Genomic DNA, 24379 nt, shown 5'->3' with positions numbered 1-24379 from the left:
GGAAAGACCGGGGCGATGCGCCCGTCATCCGCCCCGGACAAGACGGGGGGTGGGTGCCCGGTCCGCCACCGGGGAGTCCCTGGGCCCGGGTTCGGGCAGCCCGCGCACGGCGACCGCCACTCGGCCGGGCGCTCGGTCGCGGTGCACCTGATCGAGCCGGCCGTCCGACTCGTCCAGCACCGGGCGGCCGTCCGTCACGGCGGCCCGCACCCGCTCGACGACGCGCTCCCGGCCGTCGTCGGAGGCGAACAGGCGGAGTGGGGCACGGTGTCGCACGGCCTGGGAGCCGGGCGCCGGGCGGCGGCTTCCGGCGCCGCCGGGTGGCCGACGCCGAGGCCGTGGTGCGGCCTTGGGCGGAGAGCCTCTTGCCCTTCGCTACCTTCCGTGACCGCCCCCGCGTGGGCGATTACTGTCGCGGCGGCCCCGAGTCCTCTGATCGGTGTACTGAAGTTCTTGCCGCCGCCTGTCGGTTGTTCCGCCGGGCAGCAATCGGTTGGCTGCGACCGCCGCACGCTGGCCTGTTTCCGCCGCTCGTGCGGCGTCACGCCGAATGGACTCCTGTCGCGCCCGCTCGCTCCCTATCCGCTGCTCCCTCACCTGTTCGTGAAAGTTCACGGCTGCGATGTAGGTGTATCCCGCATCCTCCATCGTGTCGATGTCCAGGCGCCCGGCCCCATACTCCCTCCTTTGGTTCGTGTAGTCGTTCGCTGCCGCGTTCTCGGCCGCAGACGCACCCCTCAGCTCTGAGTCGCGGACGTAATCCAGGGCACTTGCGAACTGCCATGCGTCCTGGGCGTTCCCCTGCCTCCTCTCGAATGCTCTGCCAATCGCCGCCTCCATCCGGTTGAACCGCCCGGTTGCGGTGTTGAGCGAGAACTCGTCCTCATCCATGCCGACTCCCTTCTCCCGAGATCGGTGAACAGCCGGTCAACCTCGGACACGCCTCGTCGTCCGTCCATTCGATGAGGTCCGACCCGGCCTTCTTGCGGAGGACGACGGGCCCATGGCGCCGGTGGTTCCTCCGAAGGCTCGGGCTGCACGAGACCCACACCCCGGTCGACGGCCCGTCACCGTCCTCTCAGCGGCCCCGCCCGGACGGGCCGGCTCCGCCGGACGGGGCAGTCGCGCGTGTCGCGGGTACCACTCCGCCGGCCGCGGGCGGCGACCCGGGACAGCACACCCGAGGGGGCGCACCCGAGGAAGCACACCCGGGGCAGCACGCCCGAGGGGCGCAGCCCCGCACCCGACCCCCTCCCCCGGGTGCCGGATCCGCACCCGCGGCACCGCGGCCAGTCGCTCCGCCGTCGGGCAGGAGGCGAAAACCCCGCAGGGCGGGGGCGGCGGTCCCTGAGGGCAGCCGCCCGGCACCCGCGTGCCGCACGCCCTCGCCCCGTATCTCCGTTCCATGGACTTGGAGGGACATGGAGGGACATGGAGGCGGATCGCGCGGGCCACGAGCGATCCCGCTGCTGCTTTCGGTGATATCTGGGCAAACCTCTCGTCTCACGTGGTGGAAAACACGGCACGGGAGGCGTTACCGGGTCGTAAGCTCGCGGACATGCAGGTGATCCAGTCGACCAAGCTCGCCAACGTCTGTTACGAGATCCGGGGCCCGGTGCTTGAGGAGGCGATGCGGCTGGAGGCGGCCGGACACCGGATCCTCAAGCTGAACACCGGCAACCCGGCGGCGTTCGGCTTCGAGTGCCCGCCCGAGATCCTGGAGGACATCCTCCGCAACGTGTCGTCGGCACACGGCTACGGCGACGCCAAGGGCCTGCTCGCCGCGCGCCGCGCCGTGGTGATGCACAACCAGACCATCGGCATCGAGACCGACGTCGAGCACGTCTACATCGGCAACGGCGTCTCCGAGCTGATCGTGATGGCGATGCAGGGGCTGCTCGACGACGGGGACGAGGTCCTCGTACCGGCGCCCGACTACCCGCTGTGGACGGCGGCGGTCTCGCTCGCCGGCGGCACCGCCGTGCACTACCGCTGCGACGAGCAGTCCGACTGGATGCCCGACCTCGCCGACATGGAACGCAAGGTCACCGACCGCACCAAGGCGATCGTCGTCATCAACCCGAACAACCCGACGGGCGCGGTCTACGACCGGGCGATGCTCAAGGGCATCACGGACATCGCCCGCCGGCACAACCTGCTGGTCTGCTCGGACGAGATCTACGACAAGATCCTCTACGACGGTGCCACGCACACCCCGACCGCCGCGGTCGCCCCGGACCTGCTGACGCTGACCTTCAACGGCATGTCCAAGGCGTACCGGGTGGCCGGCTACCGGGTGGGCTGGATGTCGATCTCCGGCCCGCGCGCGCACGCGGACTCCTACATCGAGGGCCTGACGATCCTGGCGAACATGCGCCTGTGCGCGAACATGCCGGGGCAGCACGGTGTCGTGGCCGCGCTCAGCGGACGCCAGACGATCAACGAACTGGTGCTGCCGGGCGGCCGGCTCAAGGAGCAGATGGACGTCGCCTACGAGCTGCTGACCCAGATCCCGGGCGTGTCCTGCGTACGGCCGAAGGGCGCGCTGTATCTCTTCCCACGCCTGGACCCGGATGTCTTCAAGATCAAGGACGACCGCCAGATGGTCCTCGACCTGCTGCGCCGCGAGAAGATCATGGTCGTCCAGGGCACCGGCTTCAACTGGCCGGAGCCGGACCACTTCCGTGTGGTGACGCTGCCGACGGCCGGGGACCTGCGGGACGCGGTGACCCGGATCGGTACGTTCCTGGACGGCTACTCCCAGCCCTAGCTAGCCCGTCCCCACCGGCCCCGGCCCGCCCGCTCCCCGCCTCGGTCTCGACCCGCCGCCGGGGCTCACTCCGTGTGACCGACATCACGCACTTTCGGGACCAGAGCCAACTTTAGACGAAATCTAAGCTAGGATGGTCTTCTGTCAGCGCACAGGAGGCCATCTCCCATGTACGAACCGATCCGCACCGGACCGTCCCCCCGGTCCGTCCACAGTGGCCCGATGGCCGGCACCCCCTCCGACTTCCCCCACCGGTCGCGCGAGGAGGAGCTGGACATCCAGCTCGCCGGACACCTCGCGGCGCTGCTCGCCGTCACGGACGAGCTGCGTGCCCTCGCGCCCGCCGGCGAACTGGACGCGGCGTCCGCGCGGCTCGCCGAGCAGGTGACCCGGCTGCGCGGCGGAGCCGCCCCGGCCCGCGCCACCGGTACCGGCACCGAGCGGCGCCCGGCCGCCCTGCACCGGCGGGCGCACGCACTGGCCGGCCGCGCCCTCGTCGTCGCGGCGTCCCGGGCCGACACCACGGCGGCGATCCTGTCCGCCGAGCGGATGGACGCCCACGCCGCCGCCCTGACCGGCCTCGCGGAACCCGGCGCCGGCCAGAAGGAACTCAGCGCGGCCCACTGACCCCGGCCAGGGTCCCCCGGACGGCCCCGGTCCGCGCGCTCCCGCAGCGACGCGCGGACCGGGTGCCACCAGACCCGTATCCGCCCCGCACGGACCGTGCACGACCGCGCGCCCTGCCGCGCACCGACCCGCACGCAGGGCCCCGCACCGAGCACACACCGGGCCCCGCACCGGGCCCCGCACCGGCCCCCGCGCCAACTCCCCACGGCAGCAAGGGGAATGACCGATTCCCGTTGCATAACGGGATCGGTCCGACACCCTCCGTTCACCCACGCACCTACTGAACGTTGAGTTCCGGGAGCAGTGTCCCCGGCGTGAGACGTATAGCGGGAATAGTCCTCGCGGTGCTCCTGATCGGCGGTGTGGTGGCGGCCGTCGTGCTGGGCCGACAGGGTGGACACGATGGGGACAAGGGCACGGCAACGAAGACCGTGCAGGGAGTGATCGGATCGGAGAAGGCCGAGTTCTTCGCCGATCCGGCTGTGGTGAAGGCCCTCGCCGCCAAGGGCTTCACCGTCAAGACCGAGTCGTCCGGGTCATGGGCGATGGAAAACCTCGGCCTCAAGGGGTACGACTTCGCCTTCCCGTCCAGCCAGGCCCCGGCCGACGCGCTGGCCGAGAAGTACCACGCGCGCCAGCCGCTGCCCCGCCCCTTCTACTCGCCGCTCGTCGTCGTGGCGCACCGCAACGCGGCCGACGTGCTCGCCGCAGGCGGGCTGGCCACGCTCGACGGCAAGAGCCGCGGCACCCTGAAGATGGGTGCCTACCTCGGCGCCGCCGCCCACGACCGGACCTGGCAGCAGCTCAAGGGGGCCGACAAGCACACCGAGCTGACGGGCACCCTCTACATCACCAGCACCGACCCGGAGTCCTCCAACTCCGGCGCCCTCTACCTGGCGGACGCCTCCTACGTGGCGGGCAGCGGCAAGGTGGCCGCGAACACGGCCGACATCGACCGCACCGCGCCCCTGCTGCACAAGCTCATCACCGTCCAGGGCGCCCAGCAGTCCAGCTCGGACGGGCCCTTCCGGGACTTCATCAGCGGGGCCGGCAACCCGCTGGTCCTGGTGTACGAGTCCCAGGTCGCCACGCTGCTGCGCGAACAGCACTCGGTCGACGACCTGGTCGTCCTCTACCCGGACACCACCGTCAACAGCGACCACACCGTCGTACCGCTCACCGACGCGGGCCGCGAACTCGGGGACCTGCTCAGCACCGACCCGGCCCTGCGGGGGCTCGCCGTCCAGCACGGCTTCCGCCCGCAGGGCGACACCGCCGAGTTCGTCTCGGCCACGGCCGACGACGCCGCGTATCTCAACCAGAAGCTGACCGGAGTCCGGCAGGCGCCCGTGCCCACCTCCGAGGTGCTGCACCAGATGGCGCGCCGGGCCCGCGGATAAGGGGGAACCTTCCAAGTGACCAGCGCCGACAGCGATTTCACCCTCACCCCGCCCGAGGCCGTGGCCCCCGTGCCGCGGGAGAAGGCCGGCGGTCTCGTGCCCGTCGACGACAGCGTCCGGGCCGACATGGCCCGCAAGGCCGCCACGTACATCGAGGGGCTGGCCGCCCTCGACTCCCGCTCGCCCGAGTTCGCGGGCAAGGTCGGGGAGATCACGGGCCTCGGCGCGGGCGAGATGCGCAGCGCCGCCGCCCAGTCCAACCGCATGCTGGAACGCGCCGTCAACAGCCTGCCGAGCAAGGGCGGCGACGCCCAGTCCAAGGTGGCCGGGTCGCTCGTCGAACTCCGCCGGGTCGTCGAGGACCTGGACCCCCGCGACCTGCCCGTGAACAAGGGCCGCAAGTTCCTGTCCCGGCTGCCCGGCGGCAACAAGCTGCGCGACCACGTCGCCAAGTACGCCTCCGCACAGGGCACCCTGAACAGGATCGTCGGCTCGCTCCGCGGCGGCCAGGACGAACTGCGCCGCGACAACGCCGCGTTGCAGACCGAGCGGGTGCGGCTGTGGGAGACCATGGGCAAGCTCCAGGAGTACGTGGTCCTGACCGAGGCCCTGGACTCGGCCGTCGAGTCGCACATAGCGGGTGTGGAGGCCGCCGACCCGCAGCAGGCCGACACCCTCCGCGCGGACGTGCTCTTCCCGGTCCGGCAGAAGCACCAGGACCTGCTGACCCAGCTCGCGGTGTGCGCCCAGGGCTACCTGTCCATGGACGTCGTACGCCGCAACAACGACGAGCTGATCAAGGGCGTCGACCGCGCGGCCACCACGACCGTCTCGGCACTGCGCATCTCCGTGATGCTGGCCTCCGCCCTGGACAACCAGAAGAAGGTCATCGAGCAGGTCAACGCGTTGCGCGGGACGACCGAGGACCTGATCCGCGGCAACGCGGAGATGCTGAGCACGCAGAGCGGGGAGATCCAGCGGATCGCCGCCGACCCGGCCGTCGGGGCCGAGACCCTGCGCTCCGCCTTCCAGCAGATCTACCGCACGCTGGACGCGATCGACACCTACAAGGTCCAGGCCACCGAGGCGATGGCGACGACCGTCGAGAACCTCACCGCCGAACTCCAGCACGCCAGCGGCTACCTGGAGCGCAGCCGCACCCGCGGCGCCCTGGACGGGGGCCTCGCGTGATACGGCACCGCACCGTCCTGACCGCCCTCGCGACCGCCCTCCTGCTGACCGGCTGTACGTCCGGCCAGGGCGACAAGGACGGCAAGGACACCGCCGACGGCGACCGGGCCCGGCCCGGCACCGTCCGCGTCCTCGCCTCCAGCGAACTCTCCGACATGGCGCCGGTGCTGGACCAGATCCGCGCGGACACCGGCATCACCGTCAAGCCCACCTACATGGGCACCCTCGACGCGGTCACCCTGGTGGCGAAGGGACTGACCGACGGCAAGTACGACGCGCTGTGGCTGTCGTCCGACGACTACCTGCGGCTGCGTCCGGAAGCGGCGAAGAAGGTCGTCTCCGAGACGCCGATCATGTCGAGTCCGGTCGCGATCGGCATCCCGCAGCCGGTGCTGACCCGGCTGCACTGGAATCCGTCGGACGTCACCTGGGCCCGGGTCGAACAGGCCGTGCAGCACGGGAAGCTGACCTACGGCATGACCGACCCGATGCGCTCCAACTCCGGTTTCTCCGCACTGGTCTCGGTCGCCTCCGCCCTCTCCGGCGCCCAGTCCGCGCTGACCGACGCGGACGTGGCGAAGGCGGCGCCGCGGCTCAAGGAGTTCTTCAAGGGCCAGCAGCTGACGTCGGGTTCGTCGGGCTGGCTCGCGCAGGCGTATGAGCGGCGGGGCAACGTCGACGCCCTGCTCAACTACGAGTCCGTCCTCAAGGGCATCCCGGGCCTGACCGTCATCCGGCCCACCGACGGTGTGATCACCGCCGACTACCCGCTCTCCTCGCTCGCCTCCGCCGGTGCCACCGCCCGGCAGGACGTACGGAGGCTCACCGACGCGCTGCGCACCGACTCCGCGCAGCGCATGATCACCGAGAAGACGCACCGCCGTCCGGTCGTCCCCTCGGTGAAACCGGCCGCGGGCCTCGACACCGGCCGGCGGCGCGAACTGCCCTTCCCCGGCACCCGTTCCGTCGCCGACGGGCTGGTCGACGCGTACGAGAACAAGCTGCGCCGCCCCTCGCGCACGGTGTACGTGCTCGACACCTCGGGCTCGATGAAGGGCGACCGGCTGGACCGGCTGAAGAAGGCGCTGACCGATCTCACCGGGGACTTCCGCGAGCGCGAGGAGGTCACCCTGATGCCCTTCGGTTCGGACGTGAAGGGCGTGCGCACCCATGTGGTCAGCCCGGCGGACCCGCGGCGTGGCCTCGACGGCATCCGCACGGACACCGACGCGCTGACCGCGCAGGGCGAAACCGCCGTCTACACCTCGCTGGAGAAGGCGTACCAGCACCTGGGCAGCGGCGCCGATACCTTCACCTCGATCGTGCTGATGACGGACGGCGAGAACACCACCGGCGCCAAGGCCGGGGATTTCGACGCCTTCTACCGCGGGCTCACCCAGGCCGAGCGTGAGACGCCGGTCTTCCCCATCCTCTTCGGCGACTCCGACCAGGCGGAGCTGGCGCACATCGCCGACCTGACCGGCGGCCGGCTGTTCGACGCCCGTACGGGCTCGCTCGACGGCGCCTTCGAGGAGATCCGTGGCTACCAGTAGGACCAGCAGATTCGTACGCTATCTGGAGTCCCGCAAGAACATCGCGGGCGGCGCCGGCGGCCTCGCGGGGCTCGTGCTGACCTTCACCGGGGTGGCCGGACCGTACTGGCCGGTCGTGGTGGCCGGGCTGTACGGGGCGGGCGCGCTGATCGCCCCGCCGGAGCGGCCCGCGGTCCCGGACTTCCCCGACCCCACCGCCCAGCTCGACGAGTTGCGCGGCGACTACGAGAAACTGCGCGGCTATCTCGCGGACATCGAACTGCCGCCCGCGGCGGCCGGACGCCTCACGGAACTCACCGAGCTGCTGACCGCCCTGCTGGACCCGGGCTGGGTCACCGAGGTACTGGCCCAGGACCCGGAGGGCCTGCACGCGCTGGCCAGGGCCGTACGGCAGGACATCCCGGAGGCGGTCGACACGTTCGTCCGCACCCGGTGGTGGACCCGGCTGACGCCGGGCACCGAACCGCCGGAGCGGCACCTGGAGCGCCAGCTGACGCTGCTGCACGAGGAGGCCGAACGGCTGGCGTCGGCGCTGCGCGAGGCGGAGGCCCGGCGGCAGGAGTCGCACACCCGGTACCTGGAAGACCGCTCGAACTGAAGTCGGCGTGCGGCCCGGCTACTTGCCCGCGCCGACCGCGTTGACGGTGATGCCACCGTTGCTGGGCGCGTCAGGGTTGTCGACGGGGACGTTGATGGCCACGCTGAGGGTCTTGGAGTGGGTCTCGTTGGGCGGCGTGACGATCAGGGTGGTGAACGTGAAGCCGGTGCCGCCGCTGTTGTTGAACGGGTAGTTCAGGACGAACTCGGTCTTCTCGCCGGGGGCCAGCTTGACGGTGGGTACGTCGGAGTTGCTGCAGTCGGCGCTGACGGTGGTGTCCGAGCCGTTCGAGAGGTCGACGCCCGGGAAGCCGTGCATCGTGCAGGTGCTGGAGCCGCTGTTCTTGAGGCTGACGATCTCCTGGCCCTCGCCCGAGATGCCGTGATAGGCGGAGAAGGTGAGGTTCGCGGTCTTGCACATGCCGCCGGATGCGGAACCGGACCCGGAACCAGAACCGGAAGCCGAAGATCCAGAGCCGCCGCTCGTGCCGCCGCTGTTGGAACCGCTGCCGCTGGAACCGCTGCCGGCGGATCCGGTCTGGGAGCCGGAACCCGCAGTCGTGCCGCCGGTGCTGGAACCGCCGCCGGAGGAGCCGGCCTGGTCGGCGACGGAGCCGGACGCCGACACGGTGCCGGAGGCGTTGGTGGTGCCGGGGTTGCAGGCCGTCAGGGACAGGCCGGCCGCCGCAACGACGAGGGCGAGAACCGGAAGCTTCTTGCTGCTGCGCATGTCTTCTCCGTAGGTCGGGGATCCGGCCCACCCGGTGCGGGCCCTTCTGCGCTGTTGGAGGACCGCGGAACCGGAGTTGTTCGCACACGGGCCGGGCCAGGACACTCCTGTGACATAAGCGCGGTCTGCTCGCGACATACCGAACGCGGTGGCCGGCACGATGGCCGGCAGCCAGCCGTGCCCGCACCCCGCACCCCGCACCCGGGCAGGCGAACTGCGCACGTTGTTCCATCGATCGGGCCGGTGTCCGTGGCGTGGCACCGTGAAAGCAGCCACCGAGGGTACCGATCCCGAGCCCCAGAACCGCCCTCAGCCGTGGAACGCGGAATCACCTTCGACAAGTACCAGATCCTCGGCTACCTGAAAAGTTTCCACGACATTTCCCGTGACGTTCCGGGCTATCCCCCGGTTCCGCGCGTGTGCCTGCTTGAACGAATCTGATACGACCCACGCCCGGAAGTCATCCTCACTGTCGAACTCGTTGATCGAAACGTACGGATGTTCAGCGCTGACAGGGCGCAGGAGTGTGCTACGTCGCAGACCCTTCACTCCCGCAAGATAGCTGTTCATGTTGTTGCGGAAGAGCGCTTCGAATTCCTCGGACTGGTCAGGTGACACGAACAGGCGGTTGGTGGCGATGAACATGTCTCCGGTATCTCCTCTTGAGTTCCGATGCACTGCGCACCAGCGGCTTGTGCACGCGCGCGTGTCGGGATTCATAGCCGCGACCTCAGGACAGGAAGTGAATCTTCATGCAGTAGTGAGCCTCCAGCAATAGGCGGCTCAATGTCAACAAGCTTCCGGGGGCAGTTGCAAAGTCCTATCCGTCAAGAATCCGTTCCGGTCAGGGCATTATGACGGTGGTGTGACGGGCTGCCGCGCATGCAACGAAGTCCCGATTAGTGCCGGTGGCTAACAAGTTGCCTGAATCGTCTGGAGCTTCTGCGGCATGGAGGTCGTCCAGCCCGTCTGCACGGACCAAGTAGCCTGCCCAGACGACAGTTCGGATACACCTGGAGTTTGACCGGCACACTGACGGCAGGGTGGTGAGCACATCGGCCGGATCGAGCCGGGACTCGTCGGCCACGATGCAGGTGGCGCCGTGGCGCCCCCAGCGCACCCTCGAAATTCTCGTCGGCTTCAGCACCCTGGGGCGCCGGTTCGCCAAAAGCCCCCAGGTCCCCGGCAGAGACCGCTGCCGGACTCCCGTACTTCTTCCCCGGATTGAGGCGAACTCACCGGGCTGAGCCTTGTAAACGCCCGACCGCCGCCACCGCTATTCATCCTTCCGGCCGCTCACAAATGCGGAAACTATCCATGCCGCCAGCATGACGAGGAAGAACATACAATGATTGCCGGAAGCGCTGACATAACTTTATGGCCCTATGAGATGTGTCCGCTTCTGCCCGAAGTGTGCGGTACCTGGAGCGAATTGAAGGTACCGAGAGCTTCCTACCGGCCTCCACGCCCGGCAGGGCCGACCGGTTCCCCTTGTCCGTGCTTCGGCCACTGGCCGTGACCCGGCCCCGGCCGTCGGCCGACAGCCAGCAGATGCGAACTCGCCGCCAGCAGCTCCGGGTACGGCTCGGCCATACGCGCTGCGGTCAGCGCCGACTCGAACAGAGGGCTGTCGCGGAAGTCGTCGCCGGTGTTCCGCTCGGCCGCCGCGAGCATGGACCAGGCCGGGCCCTCGACACCGAGCACCTCGGCGGCCTCGAATCCGGCCGCGGCGACTTCCTCCCGCAATTGCTCGCCGCTGTGGAAGTACGCGGCGGTGAACGCCTTCTTCCCGTCGTGGATCTGGGAGGCGAGGATGCCACCGATACTTGTCCGCATCTGGTCCTTGTGCAGGTGCGCGAAGGCGGCGTGCTCGAACAGGCTGGAGTAGCGGTTGATACCGGCTGCGGCCAGCAGACCGCCAGGCTTGAGTACGCGGTATGCCTCCGCGAGCGCCTGCCGGCGGTCTGCGCCGTCGATCAGGTGATAGAGCGGGCCGAGCAGCAGGACGACGTCGGCCTCACCGTCTTTGGCGGTCAGCTTGCGGGCATCGCCGACTTCGACCGTGGCACCGGCGGCCTTGGCCTGTTCGACATGCCGTGGGATCGGGTCGACCAGGTGCACGCTGTATCCGTCCTGGACCAGCCATCGGGCGTGGGCGCCAGGACCGCCGCCGACGTCGAGGATACGGGCCGGCGGGACCGGTAGGTATCGGCGCAGCAACTCCTGGGTGCGCACCATCTCCAGGCGCCCGTCGGCCGTGGTGGTCAGCCGGTCCGCCTCGTCGATGGTCTCGCTGTAGAACCTCAGGATCTCCGGCGCTAGCTCAGGAAGGGGCATGCGGGCATTCTGGTGGTGGAAGCCGGACGGTGGAGAGTGCATCCAGGATCAGGCATCCGGCGCGGCATCGAAGGAGTACTCGTAGCCGACGGCCAGCCGGTAGGGCAGGCACCACTCGCCGTACTCGATGACGCCCTGCTCGTCCCACAGCCGATGGACACCGGCCAGGATGGGCGACCCGATACGCAGCGCAAGGAAATTAGCCTCGCGCGCATCCGCGTCCCTGCCGTGCAGGTCATCACGGCCTGCGATCACACGTCGGCCGGTGGCCTGCTGGATACGCACCAGCAACCCTGGCGACGACTGCCGGGACGTGGACAGCAACTCGGGGACCAAGGCGGCGAAATGCGCGGGGTACCAGGTGACGAACAGGCCGGTGCGCTGCTGGCCCTTGCCGGTGTGCCACTGGCGGCGCACCACCTGGGCACCCTCATCGAGGTCGAAGATCTCCGCGACGTACTGCGGCGGCTTGATCAGCTCGGCCGCTGTGACCACCATCGTTTCGCCCTCGGCGAGGACGGAACCGGTACGAAGTACGCGAGTGATCCGGTCATAGCTGGAGGGGGCTACCTCCGGCGCGTTGGCCACGAAGGTGCCTCTGCGTGAGGTGGTGATGTAGCCCTCGACCTGGAGTTGGTCGAGCGAACGGCCGAGGGTGGCGACGGACACACCCTCCTGCTTGGCCAACTCCCTTATGGGAAGGAGCTTTTGGCCCTCCTTGAGCGCGCCGTCAAGGATGCGGCGCCTGATGCGCTCGGCAACTCGCATGTAGGGGTACTCAGGGTCCGGCATGACACCTCCCAGTCGGTGTCCTAGGGCACGACTGACTGTACTAGGACACAGGTAATCCAGGCGAGGGTAATTGCACAAAGTCGCTGACTCACTGTCCTAGGACACGCTAGTTTCTGCCCTAGGACGCAGAAACCCCGGCGGCCGGTCGCAACGGCCCCGGGGCATGGCCAACGCCCAACCTGAGAGGGAGCGTCAACATTGACGAACGATATCGCCCGGCCCCCGGCACCGGCCCCGGCCGATCCACAGACCGGCGGCATGACCATCCGCGTCTACACCGTGAACCGCCACGGCACCGTCATCCGGGAGCGCGGCACGGTGACCGTCCCGCCCGGCAGCAGCCGGCCCCTGCCGTTCAGTTCGGGCTTTCCGCCGTGCGACTGCCTGGGATGCCGGAAGTCCCGGACGGTGAGTGTGGATCCGGTGCGCGCCACCGCCGGGAGTCGCAGCGCCACCTCGCCACCCGACATCGCGGCCGTGCTGAGGACCACGGCCCTCCTGCTCGGCCCGGACGGAGGGGCCGGGGGACTGCCCCCGGTCCCCGAGGACCTGGGCGTCCTCACCACGAAACTGCGAAGCCACCTGGAACTGCTGATCCCCGAGGTGGAAAGGCAGGCCGGGTGACTGCCGGATGACAGCGTTCCCCGGCACTGCGCGCTCGCCTGTATCGGTGAGGCGCAGCGCAGGCTCGACGCCGGGCCCAGCCCCCGGTACGGCGGAGACCCTGGCCACGCCCGCCGCCTGGCACGCGTGCTGCTCGCGCTGCGCGGGCACTACGAGGCCGCGTCCAGGCAGGCTCCGCAGGCCCCGTGAAGCCAGGCACCGTAAAAGCTGCCGCCGGACTGCTACTCTGCGTGGCCGCCGTATCCGCCCCGGCTCTCGCGCCGGTCCTCGCCCTGGTGCTGGCGCGGACGTCCGGCTGACGCACCCCCATGGCGACCGAGGGGTCAGGGTCGTAGCCGGGCAAACCCTCGCCTGAGCCGGGTAGGCGAAGGCCCGCCGCCGTCCTTCCGCCGGGGCGGGCGGAAGGGCGGCGGCAGGCCGCGGCCCCGTACGCCGTTGTACGGAACCTCGCCGGTCCGTGTACCGCGGCCGGCCGGGACGTTCGCTGTCCAGGGCAACGCCTGCCGGCCGCGGAGTCGGTGGTGGAACCGGAACCGAGCTGGTTCAGCCCAGGCGCTGCACCAGCGCCCGGTACTCGTCCCAGAGTTCCCTCGGGGTGTGGTCGCCGAAGGTGTTGAGGTGCTCGGGGACCAGGGCGGCCTCCTCGCGCCAGACCTCCGGGTCGACCGTGAGCAGGAAGTCCAGCTGGGCGTCGGTCAGTTCGAGGCCCGCGGTGTCCAGCGCCGCCTTCGACGGCAGGATGCCGATGGGGGTCTCGACGCCTTCCGCCGTGCCGTTCAGGCGCTCCACGATCCACTTCAGGACGCGGCTGTTCTCGCCGAAGCCCGGCCAGACGAACCGGCCGTCGCTGTCCTTGCGGAACCAGTTGACGTAGTAGATCTTCGGCAGCTTCGACTGGTCCTTGTCCTTGGCCACGTCGATCCAGTGGGCCATGTAGTCGCCCATGTTGTAGCCGCAGAAGGGCAGCATGGCGAACGGGTCGCGGCGCAGCTCGCCGACCTTGCCCTCCGCGGCGGCCGTCTTCTCGGACGCCACGTTCGCGCCGAGGAACACGCCGTGGTTCCAGCCGAGGGACTCCGTCACCAGCGGCACCGCGGTGGCCCGCCGGCCGCCGAACAGGATCGCCGAGATCGGCACGCCCTTCGGGTTCTCCCACTCCGGCGCGATGATCGGGCACTGCGCGGCGGGGACGGTGAAGCGGGCGTTGGGGTGGGCCGCCGGGGTGCCGGACGCGGGCGTCCAGTCGTTGCCCTTCCAGTCCGTCAGATGGGCCGGGGTCTCCTCCGTCATGCCCTCCCACCAGATGTCGCCGTCGTCGGTGAGCGCGACGTTGGTGAAGACCGCGTTGCCCCACAGCGTCTTCATCGCGTTGGCGTTGGTGTGCTCACCGGTGCCCGGCGCCACCCCGAAGAAACCGGCCTCGGGGTTGATCGCGTACAGCCGCCCGTCCTCGCCGAACCGCATCCACGCGATGTCGTCGCCGATGGTCTCCACCGTCCAGCCGGAGACGGTGGGCTCCAGCATGGCGAGGTTCGTCTTGCCGCAGGCGCTCGGGAAGGCTGCGGCGACGTACTTCGCCTCCCCGGTGGGCGGGGTCAGTTTCAGGATCAGCATGTGCTCGGCCAGCCAGCCCTCGTCACGCGCCATGACCGAGGCGATACGCAGCGCATAGCACTTCTTGCCGAGCAGCGCGTTGCCGCCGTAGCCGGAGCCGTAGGACCAGATCTCGCGGGCCTCGGGGAAGTGCGAGATGTACTTGGTCTCGTTGCAGGGCCAGGGGACGTCCGCCTGGCCCTCCTCCAGCGGGGCGCCGACGGAGTGCACGGCCTTGACGAAGAAGCCGTCGGAACCCAGCTCGTCGAGGACGGGCCGGCCCATGCGCGTCATCGTGCGCATCGAGGCGGCCACGTACCCGGAGTCGGTGATCTCCACGCCGAGCGCGGACAGCTTCGAGCCGAGCGGCCCCATGCAGAAGGGCACCACGTACATGGTGCGGCCCCGCATCGAGCCGCGGAACAGGCCCTTCTCACCGCTGAAGACGTCCCGCATCTCGGCGGGCGCCATCCAGTGGTTGGTGGGACCGGCGTCCTCCTCCTTCTCGGAGCAGATGAACGTCCGGTCCTCGACCCGCGCGACGTCGGTGGGGTCGGAGGCCGCGTAGTAGGAGTGGGGGCGCTTGACCGGATCCAGTTTCCTGAACGTGCCCTTGCCGACGAGCTCCCCGCACAGGCGCTCGTACTCGGCCTCGGATCCGTCACACCAGACCACGCTGTCCGGCTGCGTCAGCTCGGCGATCTCGTTCACCCACGAGATCAGTTCCTGATGTTCGGTGGGGACGACGGGGGGAGCAGCGATGTCGCGCGCCACGATTGCTCCTAAATGAGGGGTTTTTTTGTTGTGGCCCCATGGGGGCTGCGGCCCGGACGCTTCGTAGCCGCTCATCCGGTACCGACCGCACTCATTTGATCATCCGCCGCAACTGCGCATCTGTCCAGAGGGCCGCACAGGTGAGCGGCGTGAGGAACGCCACGATCAGCGGATCCCGGCGCGTTTCTTTACATGCACGTAGCGTTCGTCTGACGGTCCCTTTGCGGTCCCGGCCCGGTGATCCCGTGAGAGGATGGCCACTATCGCGTGGGCATGAGAGTTCATTGGTCCGCAACTTACGGTTCCGTAGGTACGATGCCGGGCATGACTGCGTCCGTCCCCGACGCGCCCCTGGAGCCGCCGGCCACCGGTCGGCGTTCCGCCGCGCTCTCCCTGCCGCACCCGGTCAAGCCCAAGCTCCGCGGCTGGCTGCATCTCGGCATGTTCCCCGCCGTCCTCGTCGCGGGCCTCGTCCTCACCGCACTCGCCGACTCCCCGCGGGGCCGGGTCGCCTGCGGGATCTACGTCCTGACCGCATGCCTGCTGTTCGGCGTGAGCGCCCTCTACCACCGGGGCAACTGGAGTCCGCGGGTGGGCGGCTTCCTGCGCCGCCTGGACCACGCCAACATCTTCCTGATCATCGCGGGCACGTACACCCCGCTGACCCTGCTGCTCCTGCCCGGCACCAAGGGACGCTGGCTGCTGTGGGGCATCTGGGCCGCCGCGGCGGCGGGCATCGTCTTCCGGGTCTTCTGGGTCGGCGCCCCGCGCTGGCTCTACACGCCCTGCTACATCGCCATGGGCTGGGCGGCCGTCTTCTTCCTGCCGGACTTCCTGCGCACCGGGGGCATCGCGGTCCTCGTCCTGGTGATCGCCGGCGGGCTGCTGTACAGCGCGGGCGGCGTGGTCTACGGCATCAAGCGGCCGAACCCGTCGCCCCGCTGGTTCGGCTTCCACGAGGTGTTCCACTCGTTCACGCTGGCCGCCTTCGCCGTCCACTACGTCGGCATCTCACTGGTGGCGTACCAGCACACGTAATACGCGCTGACCCCCATCGACCCCCGCCCTTCCGGTCCCGGCGGCCACGGCTTGCGAGCCGTGGCCGCTTTTTCGAGCCGGAACGCTGTTCGGCGCCGGGGAGCGGGTCGCCGCGCACCCGGTCGCCGAGCACTCCGGCGCGGCCCGTCCGGTGGCCTTCGCGCACAGGTCCCACGGGCACGCCACCGGCCTGGTCCTGGTGGTCCGCGGCATCGTGTCCCGCTGGCCGCCGCGCCGCTGACCGCTGCGTTCCCGCCGAGTGCCGCGGCCGTACCGCGCACCGCGGATGCCCAAGGTCAGGCCATGGCCACACCCCGGGCGGATGTCCGACAATGACCACCATGACGGCCGCACGCTCCCCCAAGCTCTCCCCGCCGCCCGACCGGGCCGGTGCGTCCTGCTCCCCCGCCGACCGTCCCCGGCTCAGCCTGCGGGAACGGAAGAAGATCAAGACGCGTGAGGCGATCAGAACCGCGACCTACCGGCTGGTCGAGGAGCAGGGCTACGACGCCACCACGATCGAGCAGATCGCGGAGCGCGCGGAGGTGTCGCCGTCCACGGTCTTCCGCTACTTCCCCACCAAGGAGGACATCGTCCTCACCGACGAGTGGGACGCGCTCATCATGGCGGAATTGCGCGCCCGGCCCGTCGACGAGCCCTGGCAGCAGTCCCTGCGGTGCGTGATGCACCGGGCCGTGCGACTCGGCGGCGAGGACGACGCCGAGGTGGCCCGGCTGCGGTCACGGCTGATGGTCGAGGTGCCCGCGGTGCGCTCGCGGACCATGGAGGGCTTGTCGGTCACCGGCCGCCTGCTCTGCCGGGCCATCGGCGAGCGGACCGGCCGGGACCCCGGCTCCCTGGAGGTGCGGGTCCAGGCGATGTCCCTCATCGGCGGACTCCTGGAGGTCTCCCTGTACTGGGCCGAGAACCGCCACGAGGACGAGCTGGTCGACCTCGTCGACCGCGCCCTGGACGTCCTGGAGCACGGCCTGCCCGCCGAAAACCCCTGAGGCCCGCGCCCCGGCCCGTGCCATCCTGGCCGGGTGAACGGTCCCGAGATCCACGTCGAAGTCGCCCCCGAGCTGCGGCTGTTCGTGACGCCCGCCCGGCGCGCGGGAAGCACCCCGGTCGGCACCGACGGCGTCTCCACCCTCGGCCATCTCGTCGAGTCCCTGGGCGTCCCGCTGACCGAGGCCGGCGGCCTGCTGGTGGACGGCCGCACGGTGCCGGTGTCGTACGTACCGGAGGGCGGTGAACGCGTGCTGGTGCGGGCGGTGGCGCGGCCCCAGCGGGTCCCGGGCGCCCCGTTGCGGTTCCTCCTCGACGTGCATCTGGGCACCCTCGCCCGGCGGCTGCGGCTGCTCGGCGTGGACGCGGCGTACGAGTCGACGGACATCGGCGACCCGGCCCTGGCCACCCGCTCCGCGACCGAACGACGGGTCCTGCTCAGCCGCGACCGCGGCCTGCTGCGCCGCCGCGAGCTGTGGGCGGGCGCCTTCGTCTACAGCACGGCGCCCGACGACCAGCTCCGCGACGTCCTGGGCCGGTTCCGGCCCGAGCTGCGCCCCTGGACCCGCTGCACCGCCTGCAACGGCGTGCTGCGGGCGGCCGGCAAGGACGAGGTCGCCGACCAGCTGAAGGGCGGGACCGAGCGGTCGTACGACGTCTTCGCGCAGTGCCGGGCGTGCGGCCGCGCCTACTGGAAGGGCGCGCACCACGAACAGCTGGAGGCCATCGTGGAGCGCGCCCTCGACGAGTTCGCCGACCGGGCCGAGGGAGCCTAACGCCCCCTCACGTCGCCCTTGCCGCAGGCGATGCCGTCCCGGTCGGGGTCGAGACGCAGCGGGTCGTCGGCGCCGTTGACCTCCAGCCGCCCGTAGTCGTTCTGCGCCAGCCAGCCGCACCGGGCGGCGGTCGTCCGCTTCACCTGGGGCGGGAAGACGGTCGGCACGCACACGTTGGCCGAGCCGTAGTGCCGGTCGCAGCCGGAGACGGTGCTGCTCACCGGCTGGGCGGCGCGCTTCTTGCCGGGCCCGGTGACCTTGCCCGCGGGCGCGTCGGCGAAGGAATGGACGTGCGCCGACGCGTCGGACGCGCTCAGCGCCGCCGGGCCCTGGAGGTGCACCCACTTCGCCACGGACGGCACCCCGTTCGCGTCCACCGCGAACAGCATGTACCAGCCGGGCGGGGCCAGGTTCGGGTTGCTCGTCACGTTCAGGTCGACGTTGTTGCCGTCGACGGACAGCGGCAGGTCGACGAAGCGCTGGTTGGGGTCGGAGGAGTGGGTGACGGCGGCCGGACGGATCAGCTCGGCCTTGGCGATCGGCCGGTCGACGGTGATCCGCTGCGTGTCGCCGTAGGTCCACTCGGTGTCGATGACGGAGGTGATCGTCGGGCGGGTGCCCTTGTACAGGTAGGGCGGGGTGTAGATCGACACGTTGTGGTTCCAGGTGCCGTTGCCCGGGTTGTCGCCGGTGGACATCACCCGGCCGTCCGGGAGCAGGAACGACGAGGAGTGGTAGCCGCGGGCCTCGGGGTCGGCGGCCACCGGGTCGAAGGTGCCCTGCCCCGGGTCGTAGATCGAGGACTCGTGGACCGGGTTCGCGCGGTTGTGCAGCGCGCCGCCGGTCTCCAGCACCGAACCGTCGGGCAGCAGCACGGCCGAGACGTACATCTTGCCCTGGCCGCCGGTCTCCGGCTGAGGCCCGTTGCCCAGGTCGACCGTGCCCTGCGGCAGCGGCGGCCCGGCCACGTACGACGGGTTCGCCTCCTTGAGGTCGATCACGTCGGTCAGCCGGTTCGCGTCCGGGTTGGCGTCGATGTTGCCGCCGCCGATGGTCAGCACCCGCTGGTCCTGCGCCGGGGGCAGCAGCACGCTCGCCGACTGGTCCCGCACGTCCTTGTCCTGGAGGCCCGGGACCTGGGTGATGGTGTTGGCCCCGTAGTCGTAGATCGCCGCGCCGGTGCCCGGGATGTTGTTGCCGAAGACATGGCTGCCCGTGTAGAAGAGGCGGCCGTCCTGCATCAGGATCATCGACGGGTACAGGCCCCAGTACGACCAGGTCTGGTTGACCTTCCACAGCGGCAGCCACTGCTGCTCGGCCGCGGACCAGTACTCGGTGGTCACCGATCCGGTGGAGTCCTCGCGCAGCCCGCCGAAGGAGATGACGTCGCCGTTGCCCAGCTCGGTCGCGGACGGGTACCAGTGGCCGTCGTTGAGGTCGTTGGTCCTGCTGTAGGTCTCGGTCGCCGGGTCGAAGACGTACGAGTCCTTGTAGCCCTCGTAGCCGTGCGAGCCGTCCGCCGCCGGATAGGCCAGGTTGCCGCTCATCACCAGCACCCGGCCGTCCTGGAGCTGGACGTGCCCGGCGCAGAACATGTCCTTCGGGGTGGGGACGACCTTGTAGGTGCCCTTCGCCGGGTCGTAGACCGCCGAGGTGAAGGTGCCCGCGGCGAAGTTCTCCTCGCTGTTGCCGGAGCCCGCGATCAGCAGCACCTTGCCGTTGTTGAGGACGACGGAGTGCATGGAGCGGACCGGGTTCTGCGTCGGCAGGACCTGCCAGCTCCCGTCCGCGCACTGCGCCTGCGTGCCGGTGCACCCGGCGGGCGGCAGCGTGTCCGGGACCTGTTCCATGGCGTAGTCGTCGGTGGTCGCCGAACCCGTGCCGTACACCGACACGCCCCAGGTGATCCGGTCGGTGCCGGCCGGCACCTCGGGCGTGCGGACCGTCGCCCGGGTCCAGCTCGCCGCCAGGTCCAGGGTCTTGAGGTCGGTCCAGTACTGCCAGCCGGCAGTCGGGTCGTGCCGGAACAGGGTGAGCGAGGTGTCGGGCGTCGTCGACTTGTACCAGAGCGACAGGTCGTACTGCTTGCCCACCGACACCACCGGCGCGCACTCCGCGGACTCGGTGATCAGTGCCTTCCGGTCGCCGTCGACCCGGCGGGACAGCGTGACCTTCATCGCCTTGGCACCGCTGTGCGCGTCGCCCGTCGTCTCGAAGGCGAAGTCGTTGTCGCCCCAGCCGGACTTCTCCCAGCAGTACGGCATGTCGTCGCCCGCCCCCAAGGCCGCGGTCTCGAAGCCGGGGTTCTTCACGAGGTTGGCGGCCGCGGCGGGCTGCGGGGCGGTCAGGAGCAGACCGGCGGTCAGGGCCCCCACCCCGACCAGCGCGGTTCTTCTGCGGTGGAGTTTCACACGGCTCTCCTTGCGGCGGAGGTACGGCTGGACCGCCCGGCGCCCTCCGGGACGCGCCGGCGCGGCAGGTAGACCAGCGCTTCCGTGCCGAGGAAGCGCAGGACGAACGTCGTCACCAGGGCGAGCGCGGTGGCGGACAGCGCGCCCATCCCGAACCGGTGGACGAACAGCGCGATCAGCGGGATGCGCAGCACGAGGTCGGCGTTGGCGAGCAGCGCGAACCGGCCGGCGCGGTCCCACCAGCGGCGGTGCCGGCGCCGGTCGCGGAACAGCAGGTGCTCGATGAGCAGGAAGTTCCAGGCGACGCCGAACTGGTTGGCGAGGATCTCGGCGGGGACGTAGTGCACGCCGAGCGCGGTCAGCGCCACGAGGCCGGCCAGGTTCGGCACGAACCCGGTGGCGCCGATCAGACCGAAGGCGACCATGCGCGCGACAGGTGAGGAGGTGCGCAGGCCGAGCAGGTGCCGCAGGAAGCGGAAGCCTTCCCGCGCACTCGACTTGGACTCGCCCGCGAACCGCTCCTGGAAGACGAACGGCACCTCGGCGACCCGGCCGGGCCTGGTGCGCACGGCCAGTTCGAGCAGGATCTTGTAGCCGAGGGGCCGCAGCGCGTCCGCGGTGACCGCGCTGCGCCGGATGGCGAAGAAGCCGCTCATCGGGTCGCTGATGCCGTGCAGCCGGCGCGGGAAGAGGGACTTGGCGAGCCAGGTCGCGGCGCGGGAGACGGCCACCCGGTAGCCGCCCGCGAGTCCGGCGCGGCTGCCGCCCTTGAGGTAGCGGGAGGCGACGACGAGCCCGGCGCCGGTCCGCTCGCCGGTGGCGACCAGCTCCGGCACCAGCGACGCCGGGTGCTGGCAGTCGCCGTCCATGACGACGATCCAGTCGGAGGCGGCTGCCCGCAGCCCCTCGACGACCGCCCCGCCGAGCCCGCCCGCCGGCTCCTCGCGGTGCAGCACGGACACCGGGAACGGGCAGTCCTGCGCGGCCCGGCGGATGACGTCGGGTGTGTCGTCGGTGGAGTCGTCGACGAAGACGACCTCGCAGGGCAGCCGGGCGGGCACCGCGTCGGTGATCTGCCGCAGCAGCGGGCGGATGTTGGCGGACTCGTTGAACGTCGGTACGACGATGGTGACGGCGCCCGGCTCGGCCAGAGAGGCCGTGAGATCACCGAGGTCGCCGGGGGCGGTGTACTCGTGGCCGCTCATCACTCGCCTCCCGTGGTCGGCTGCCTCGGCTGCTGGAACTGCTGGAACTGCTGGGCCTGCGGGATCTGCCGGATCTCGATGCGGTCGGCTCCGGTGCCGAAGGTCGCGACCGGCGTGGAGTGCTGGATGGCGGCCCGTACGTTCGGCAGGTCGCGTGCGTCGCGCCGGACCGTCGGCGAGGCGACCACGTAGTCGATGTCCCGCCAGCCGTGCGGCATGGTCTTCGTCACGGCCGGGTCGAGGTCGGCCTTGTAGAACCAGATGGCGCCGAGCCCGGGCTCGTACCCGGCGTGCACCAGGTCGAGCCAGAGCGCGTCGTCGACGAGGACGCGGGTGTCCGCCGGGTCGTCGACCTCGGTGCTCAGCCATGCCGACGCCTGCCGGTAGGGGGCGTTGGCGTCGGCGGTGACGGCGGTGCGGTCGCCGTCGTACCACTGCGGTACGACATGGGCGCCGGCGGCGACGGCGAGGACCGCGGCGAGCGCGTACCGGCCGCCGGTGACGTACCGCTTCTCGTGCTCGGATCGCCGTCTGCGCAGCACCGCGTGGGTGACGGAGGCGGCGCCGCCGGCGAGGACGAGGGCGAGGAAGGGCAGCGCGCCGATGATGTACATGGCGGGCAGATAGCCGTTCGGGCGCAGGGCCATCGCCGCCAGGATCGCCACGGTCAGGGCCGGTCCGGCGAGCGCGCGGGCGGTGACCGACCAGCGCCAGGTGACGAGCAGCAGCAGCGCCCCCGCGAGGCCGCCGAGGGGAAGCACCCGGTCGTAGTACAGCCAGGAGTGGAAGACCGCGTACGAGCCGGAGGAGGGGTCCAGGATGAATCCCGAACCGGGCCGGGACAGCTGGTAGGTGATGCCGTCCCACAGCGAGACGTGTCCGCTGCCCGGCAGCAACTCCCCCTTGAGCAGGGCGAACAGCGGATAGGAGAAGCCGGCCAGGGCGCAGGCGGTGACCGCGCCGGTGAGCGCGAACTTCCGGGTGTCGCGGTGGCTGTGGCGCCACATGGTGACCAGCAGGGCGGGCAGGACGATGAGCATCGTCTCCTTGGTGAGCACGCCCGCGGCGGCGGCGAGGCCCGCGCCGAAGTGGTGCCAGAGGTGCCTGCTGGGCGAGGCGGCGAGGCAGAAGGCCAGCAGCAGCCACATCACCGCGATGTTGTCGAGGAAGATCTCCCGCTGGAGGACGACGGCCAGCGGCGACAGGCCGATCAGGGCCATGCCGAGTGCGGCGGCCCAGCGGGGCAGCGCGAGCCGCCGTCCGAGGACGTACACGAGGACCGCGCTGACGCCGCTGACCAGCAGCATCGCCAGGCGCATGGTGCCGACGGTCATCACGCCGGGGTCGAGTGCGGAGGGGATCCAGGTGAGCAGGGCTATCTGGAGCCAGCCGAGCGGCGGGTGGTCGTACCAGTAGGTGTAGTGGGCCAGGCCCTCGCCCTGCTGCACGGCCCACGCCTGGGCCAGGTAGGTGCCCTCGTCGTCGCTGAAAGTCGGGTAGGCGGAGATGTTCCAGCCCTGGACGACGAGGATCGCCGCCAGCAGCAGCCCGCACAGCAGCAGGTCGGAACGGGAGGAGCGGAGCCGGGCCGGCGGCCGGGCCCGGCCGGTCGAAGGATCCGTCAGGGCATGGCGGGGCGGCGCGGGGACCGTCGGAGGGGTCACCGCGGGAAGGGTGGAGGTCACGCGGGAACGTCCTCTCGGATCGGCTCGGCCGCGGTGAGGTGCGCGCCGACGTGAGTGGTCAACTCCCAGTCGTTGCGGCCGCGTTGCTCACGCCATACGGCGCGGACGGCGGCCCCCGCGAGGAGCACCTGGTAGAAGGGGCCGCCCACGATGAGCTTCGCGTAGTGGACGAGGCGGACGCGCAAGCCGTACTGCTTGCCGAAGTCGTGCAGTCCGACCACTTCGAAGACGAAGGTGACGGCGGCCGTGACCAGCGGCAGGAAGGTGAGGAAGGCGATCCCGACGGGCACGTCGAGGAAGATCGCGACGGCCGCGTTGACCGGGATGACCACGCCGGAGAAGGCTTGCAGGAACGGCGTCATGAGCGTGTACCGGGCGAGCAGCCGCTGTCCGAAGCCGGGCAGCCCGCGCCAGTCCTTCTTGCGGTAGACCTGGAGGAAGCCCTGGTTCCAGCGGGTGCGCTGCTTGAGCAGCGACATCAGGGAACCGGGTGTCTCCTCCCGGGTGACCATGTCGGAGTCGTAGGCGACGACCACCTTCTTGCCGACGCTGGACAGCCGGACGCCCAGGTCGCAGTCCTCGGCCAGGCAGTCCGGGTCCCAGCCGTCGGCCTCGCGGAGCACGTCGGTGCGGACGAAGACGGTGTTCCCGCCGAGCGGGATGAACCCCTTCTGGGCGTGCAGGTGCAGCCGGGAACGGAACCAGAAGAAGTACTCCAGGCAGTTGCGCAGGCTGTACCAGCTGGAGTGGAAGTTGATCAGCTGGACGCCGCCCTGGACGACGTCCGCGCCGGTGGTCAGGAACGCGTGGTCGACGTGGGCGAGGAGTTCCGGGTGGACCTGGTCCTCGGCGTCGAAGACCCCGACGACGGCGCCGCGGCAGTGCGGCAGCGCCGTGTTCATGGCCTTCGGCTTGTTCTTCTTCTCGTGGGTGTCGACGACGACGCGGACGCGCGGGTCGCGGGCGGCGGCCCGCTCGGCCACCGCCGCGGTCCCGGGGTCGTCGTGCCCCACGATGACGATGATCTCGAAGTCGGTGTGCGTGGACTCCAGCAGCCGCTGGATGGTGTGGTCGAGCACGGCCTGCTCGTGCCGCGCGGGCAGCAGCAGCGAGAACGACACGTGCCCGTCGCCGTCCGGTCTGCGGAAGCGGGTGGACGCGAGCACTTCGGGCGTACGCCACGCGTGCATCTGCCACCACAAGGTGAAGGCCGCCATCCAGAACAGCGCAAGCGAAACGGCAGCGATGAAGACAGACGTCAGCAACAG

Annotated in this window: 20 protein-coding genes and 1 pseudogene; 10 read left to right on the top strand and 11 right to left on the bottom strand. The window is 70.4% G+C overall.

The genetic code is table 11. The features are described 5' to 3' along the window. Positions 1-24 precede the first annotated feature (24 nt). Both ACFY2B_RS02760 and ACFY2B_RS02755 read right to left on the bottom strand, forming a co-directional pair. Positions 25-276: a DUF1707 domain-containing protein gene (locus ACFY2B_RS02760; protein ID WP_390761306.1), complete on the bottom strand. Its 252-nt coding sequence runs from the start codon at positions 274-276 to the stop codon at positions 25-27. Between the two features lie 99 nt (positions 277-375). Continuing rightward, the gene (locus ACFY2B_RS02755) at positions 376-891 is read right to left on the bottom strand and encodes a hypothetical protein (RefSeq protein ID WP_390761305.1); all 516 of its coding nucleotides are present in this window, start codon (positions 889-891) and stop codon (positions 376-378) included. A gap of 667 nt (positions 892-1558) precedes the next feature. Here ACFY2B_RS02755 and ACFY2B_RS02750 point away from each other — a divergent pair. The 6 genes from ACFY2B_RS02750 (at position 1559) to ACFY2B_RS02725 (ending at position 8139) form a co-directional block, all read left to right on the top strand. Then, entirely contained in the window at positions 1559-2770 is a 1212-nt protein-coding gene (locus ACFY2B_RS02750; RefSeq protein WP_390761304.1) for a pyridoxal phosphate-dependent aminotransferase, read from the top strand. 168 nt (positions 2771-2938) lie between these two features. Continuing rightward, a complete protein-coding gene (locus ACFY2B_RS02745; protein WP_390761303.1) occupies positions 2939-3397 on the top strand; it encodes a hypothetical protein in 459 nt (152 codons plus the stop codon). Positions 3398-3711: 314 nt separating this feature from the next. Next, on the top strand, positions 3712-4797 hold the full coding sequence (locus tag ACFY2B_RS02740; RefSeq protein ID WP_390761302.1) for a hypothetical protein: 1086 nt from the start codon (positions 3712-3714) through the stop codon (positions 4795-4797). A gap of 15 nt (positions 4798-4812) precedes the next feature. Continuing rightward, positions 4813-5988 (top strand): toxic anion resistance protein, encoded by a 1176-nt coding sequence (locus ACFY2B_RS02735; protein ID WP_390761301.1) that lies wholly within the window; start codon positions 4813-4815, stop codon positions 5986-5988. After that, complete coding sequence (locus ACFY2B_RS02730; protein WP_390761530.1) at positions 5988-7541, top strand: substrate-binding domain-containing protein; 1554 nt, start codon at positions 5988-5990, stop codon at positions 7539-7541. Before ACFY2B_RS02735 ends, ACFY2B_RS02730 begins: the two co-directional genes overlap by 1 nt. Continuing rightward, positions 7528-8139: a hypothetical protein gene (locus ACFY2B_RS02725; protein WP_390761300.1), complete on the top strand. Its 612-nt coding sequence runs from the start codon at positions 7528-7530 to the stop codon at positions 8137-8139. The genes ACFY2B_RS02730 and ACFY2B_RS02725 overlap by 14 nt, the downstream gene beginning before the upstream one ends. An 18-nt stretch (positions 8140-8157) precedes the next feature. Here ACFY2B_RS02725 and ACFY2B_RS02720 read toward each other — a convergent pair whose 3' ends face one another. The 4 genes from ACFY2B_RS02720 to ACFY2B_RS02705 form a co-directional block, all read right to left on the bottom strand. Then, complete coding sequence (locus ACFY2B_RS02720) at positions 8158-8868, bottom strand: DUF4232 domain-containing protein (RefSeq protein ID WP_390761299.1); 711 nt, start codon at positions 8866-8868, stop codon at positions 8158-8160. 309 nt (positions 8869-9177) lie between these two features. Further along, positions 9178-9513, bottom strand: a complete 336-nt coding sequence (locus ACFY2B_RS02715; RefSeq protein WP_376524371.1) for an antibiotic biosynthesis monooxygenase family protein — start codon at positions 9511-9513, stop codon at positions 9178-9180. An 807-nt stretch (positions 9514-10320) separates the two neighbouring features. Further along, the gene (locus tag ACFY2B_RS02710; protein WP_390761298.1) at positions 10321-11205 is read right to left on the bottom strand and encodes a class I SAM-dependent methyltransferase; all 885 of its coding nucleotides are present in this window, start codon (positions 11203-11205) and stop codon (positions 10321-10323) included. A gap of 48 nt (positions 11206-11253) precedes the next feature. Then, positions 11254-11997 carry a GntR family transcriptional regulator gene (locus tag ACFY2B_RS02705; RefSeq protein WP_376524369.1) on the bottom strand — a complete coding sequence of 248 codons (744 nt, stop codon included), beginning with the start codon at positions 11995-11997 and terminating at the stop codon, positions 11254-11256. 258 nt (positions 11998-12255) lie between these two features. Here ACFY2B_RS02705 and ACFY2B_RS02700 point away from each other — a divergent pair. Further along, positions 12256-12810, top strand: a pseudogene (locus ACFY2B_RS02700) (DUF6415 family natural product biosynthesis protein). Positions 12811-13164: 354 nt separating this feature from the next. Here ACFY2B_RS02700 and ACFY2B_RS02695 read toward each other — a convergent pair. Further along, positions 13165-14988, bottom strand: coding sequence for a phosphoenolpyruvate carboxykinase (GTP) (locus tag ACFY2B_RS02695; RefSeq protein WP_390761297.1), 1824 nt, complete (start codon positions 14986-14988; stop codon positions 13165-13167). 324 nt (positions 14989-15312) lie between these two features. On the opposite strand from ACFY2B_RS02695, the gene ACFY2B_RS02690 reads away from it, so the two are divergent. The 3 genes from ACFY2B_RS02690 to ACFY2B_RS02680 all read left to right on the top strand — a co-directional run bounded on the left by ACFY2B_RS02690 (position 15313) and on the right by ACFY2B_RS02680 (position 17810). After that, the gene (locus ACFY2B_RS02690) at positions 15313-16026 is read left to right on the top strand and encodes a hemolysin III family protein (protein WP_390761296.1); all 714 of its coding nucleotides are present in this window, start codon (positions 15313-15315) and stop codon (positions 16024-16026) included. A 332-nt stretch (positions 16027-16358) separates the two neighbouring features. Continuing rightward, entirely contained in the window at positions 16359-17036 is a 678-nt protein-coding gene (locus ACFY2B_RS02685) for a TetR/AcrR family transcriptional regulator (protein ID WP_390761295.1), read from the top strand. Between the two features lie 33 nt (positions 17037-17069). Further along, positions 17070-17810, top strand: coding sequence for a Mut7-C RNAse domain-containing protein (locus ACFY2B_RS02680; RefSeq protein WP_390761294.1), 741 nt, complete (start codon positions 17070-17072; stop codon positions 17808-17810). Here ACFY2B_RS02680 and ACFY2B_RS02675 read toward each other — a convergent pair. The 4 genes from ACFY2B_RS02675 to ACFY2B_RS02660 are packed head-to-tail and all read right to left on the bottom strand — an operon-like array spanning position 17807 to position 24376. Then, complete coding sequence (locus ACFY2B_RS02675) at positions 17807-20221, bottom strand: galactose oxidase-like domain-containing protein (RefSeq protein ID WP_390761293.1); 2415 nt, start codon at positions 20219-20221, stop codon at positions 17807-17809. The two genes, ACFY2B_RS02680 and ACFY2B_RS02675, sit on opposite strands and share 4 nt — an antisense overlap. After that, positions 20218-21426: a glycosyltransferase gene (locus ACFY2B_RS02670; protein ID WP_390761292.1), complete on the bottom strand. Its 1209-nt coding sequence runs from the start codon at positions 21424-21426 to the stop codon at positions 20218-20220. Before ACFY2B_RS02670 ends, ACFY2B_RS02675 begins: the two co-directional genes overlap by 4 nt. Next, positions 21426-23111 (bottom strand): ArnT family glycosyltransferase, encoded by a 1686-nt coding sequence (locus tag ACFY2B_RS02665; RefSeq protein ID WP_390761291.1) that lies wholly within the window; start codon positions 23109-23111, stop codon positions 21426-21428. Before ACFY2B_RS02665 ends, ACFY2B_RS02670 begins: the two co-directional genes overlap by 1 nt. Next, complete coding sequence (locus tag ACFY2B_RS02660; RefSeq protein WP_390761290.1) at positions 23108-24376, bottom strand: glycosyltransferase; 1269 nt, start codon at positions 24374-24376, stop codon at positions 23108-23110. The genes ACFY2B_RS02665 and ACFY2B_RS02660 overlap by 4 nt, the downstream gene beginning before the upstream one ends. Positions 24377-24379: the final 3 nt, after the last annotated feature.

The sequence above is a fragment of the Streptomyces sp. NPDC001270 genome (genome assembly GCF_042896695.1).
Taxonomy (GTDB): Bacteria; Actinomycetota; Actinomycetes; order Streptomycetales; family Streptomycetaceae; genus Streptomyces.
The sequence above is the reverse complement of the archived record's forward strand: the minus strand, read 5'-3'. Positions and strand labels throughout refer to the sequence as shown.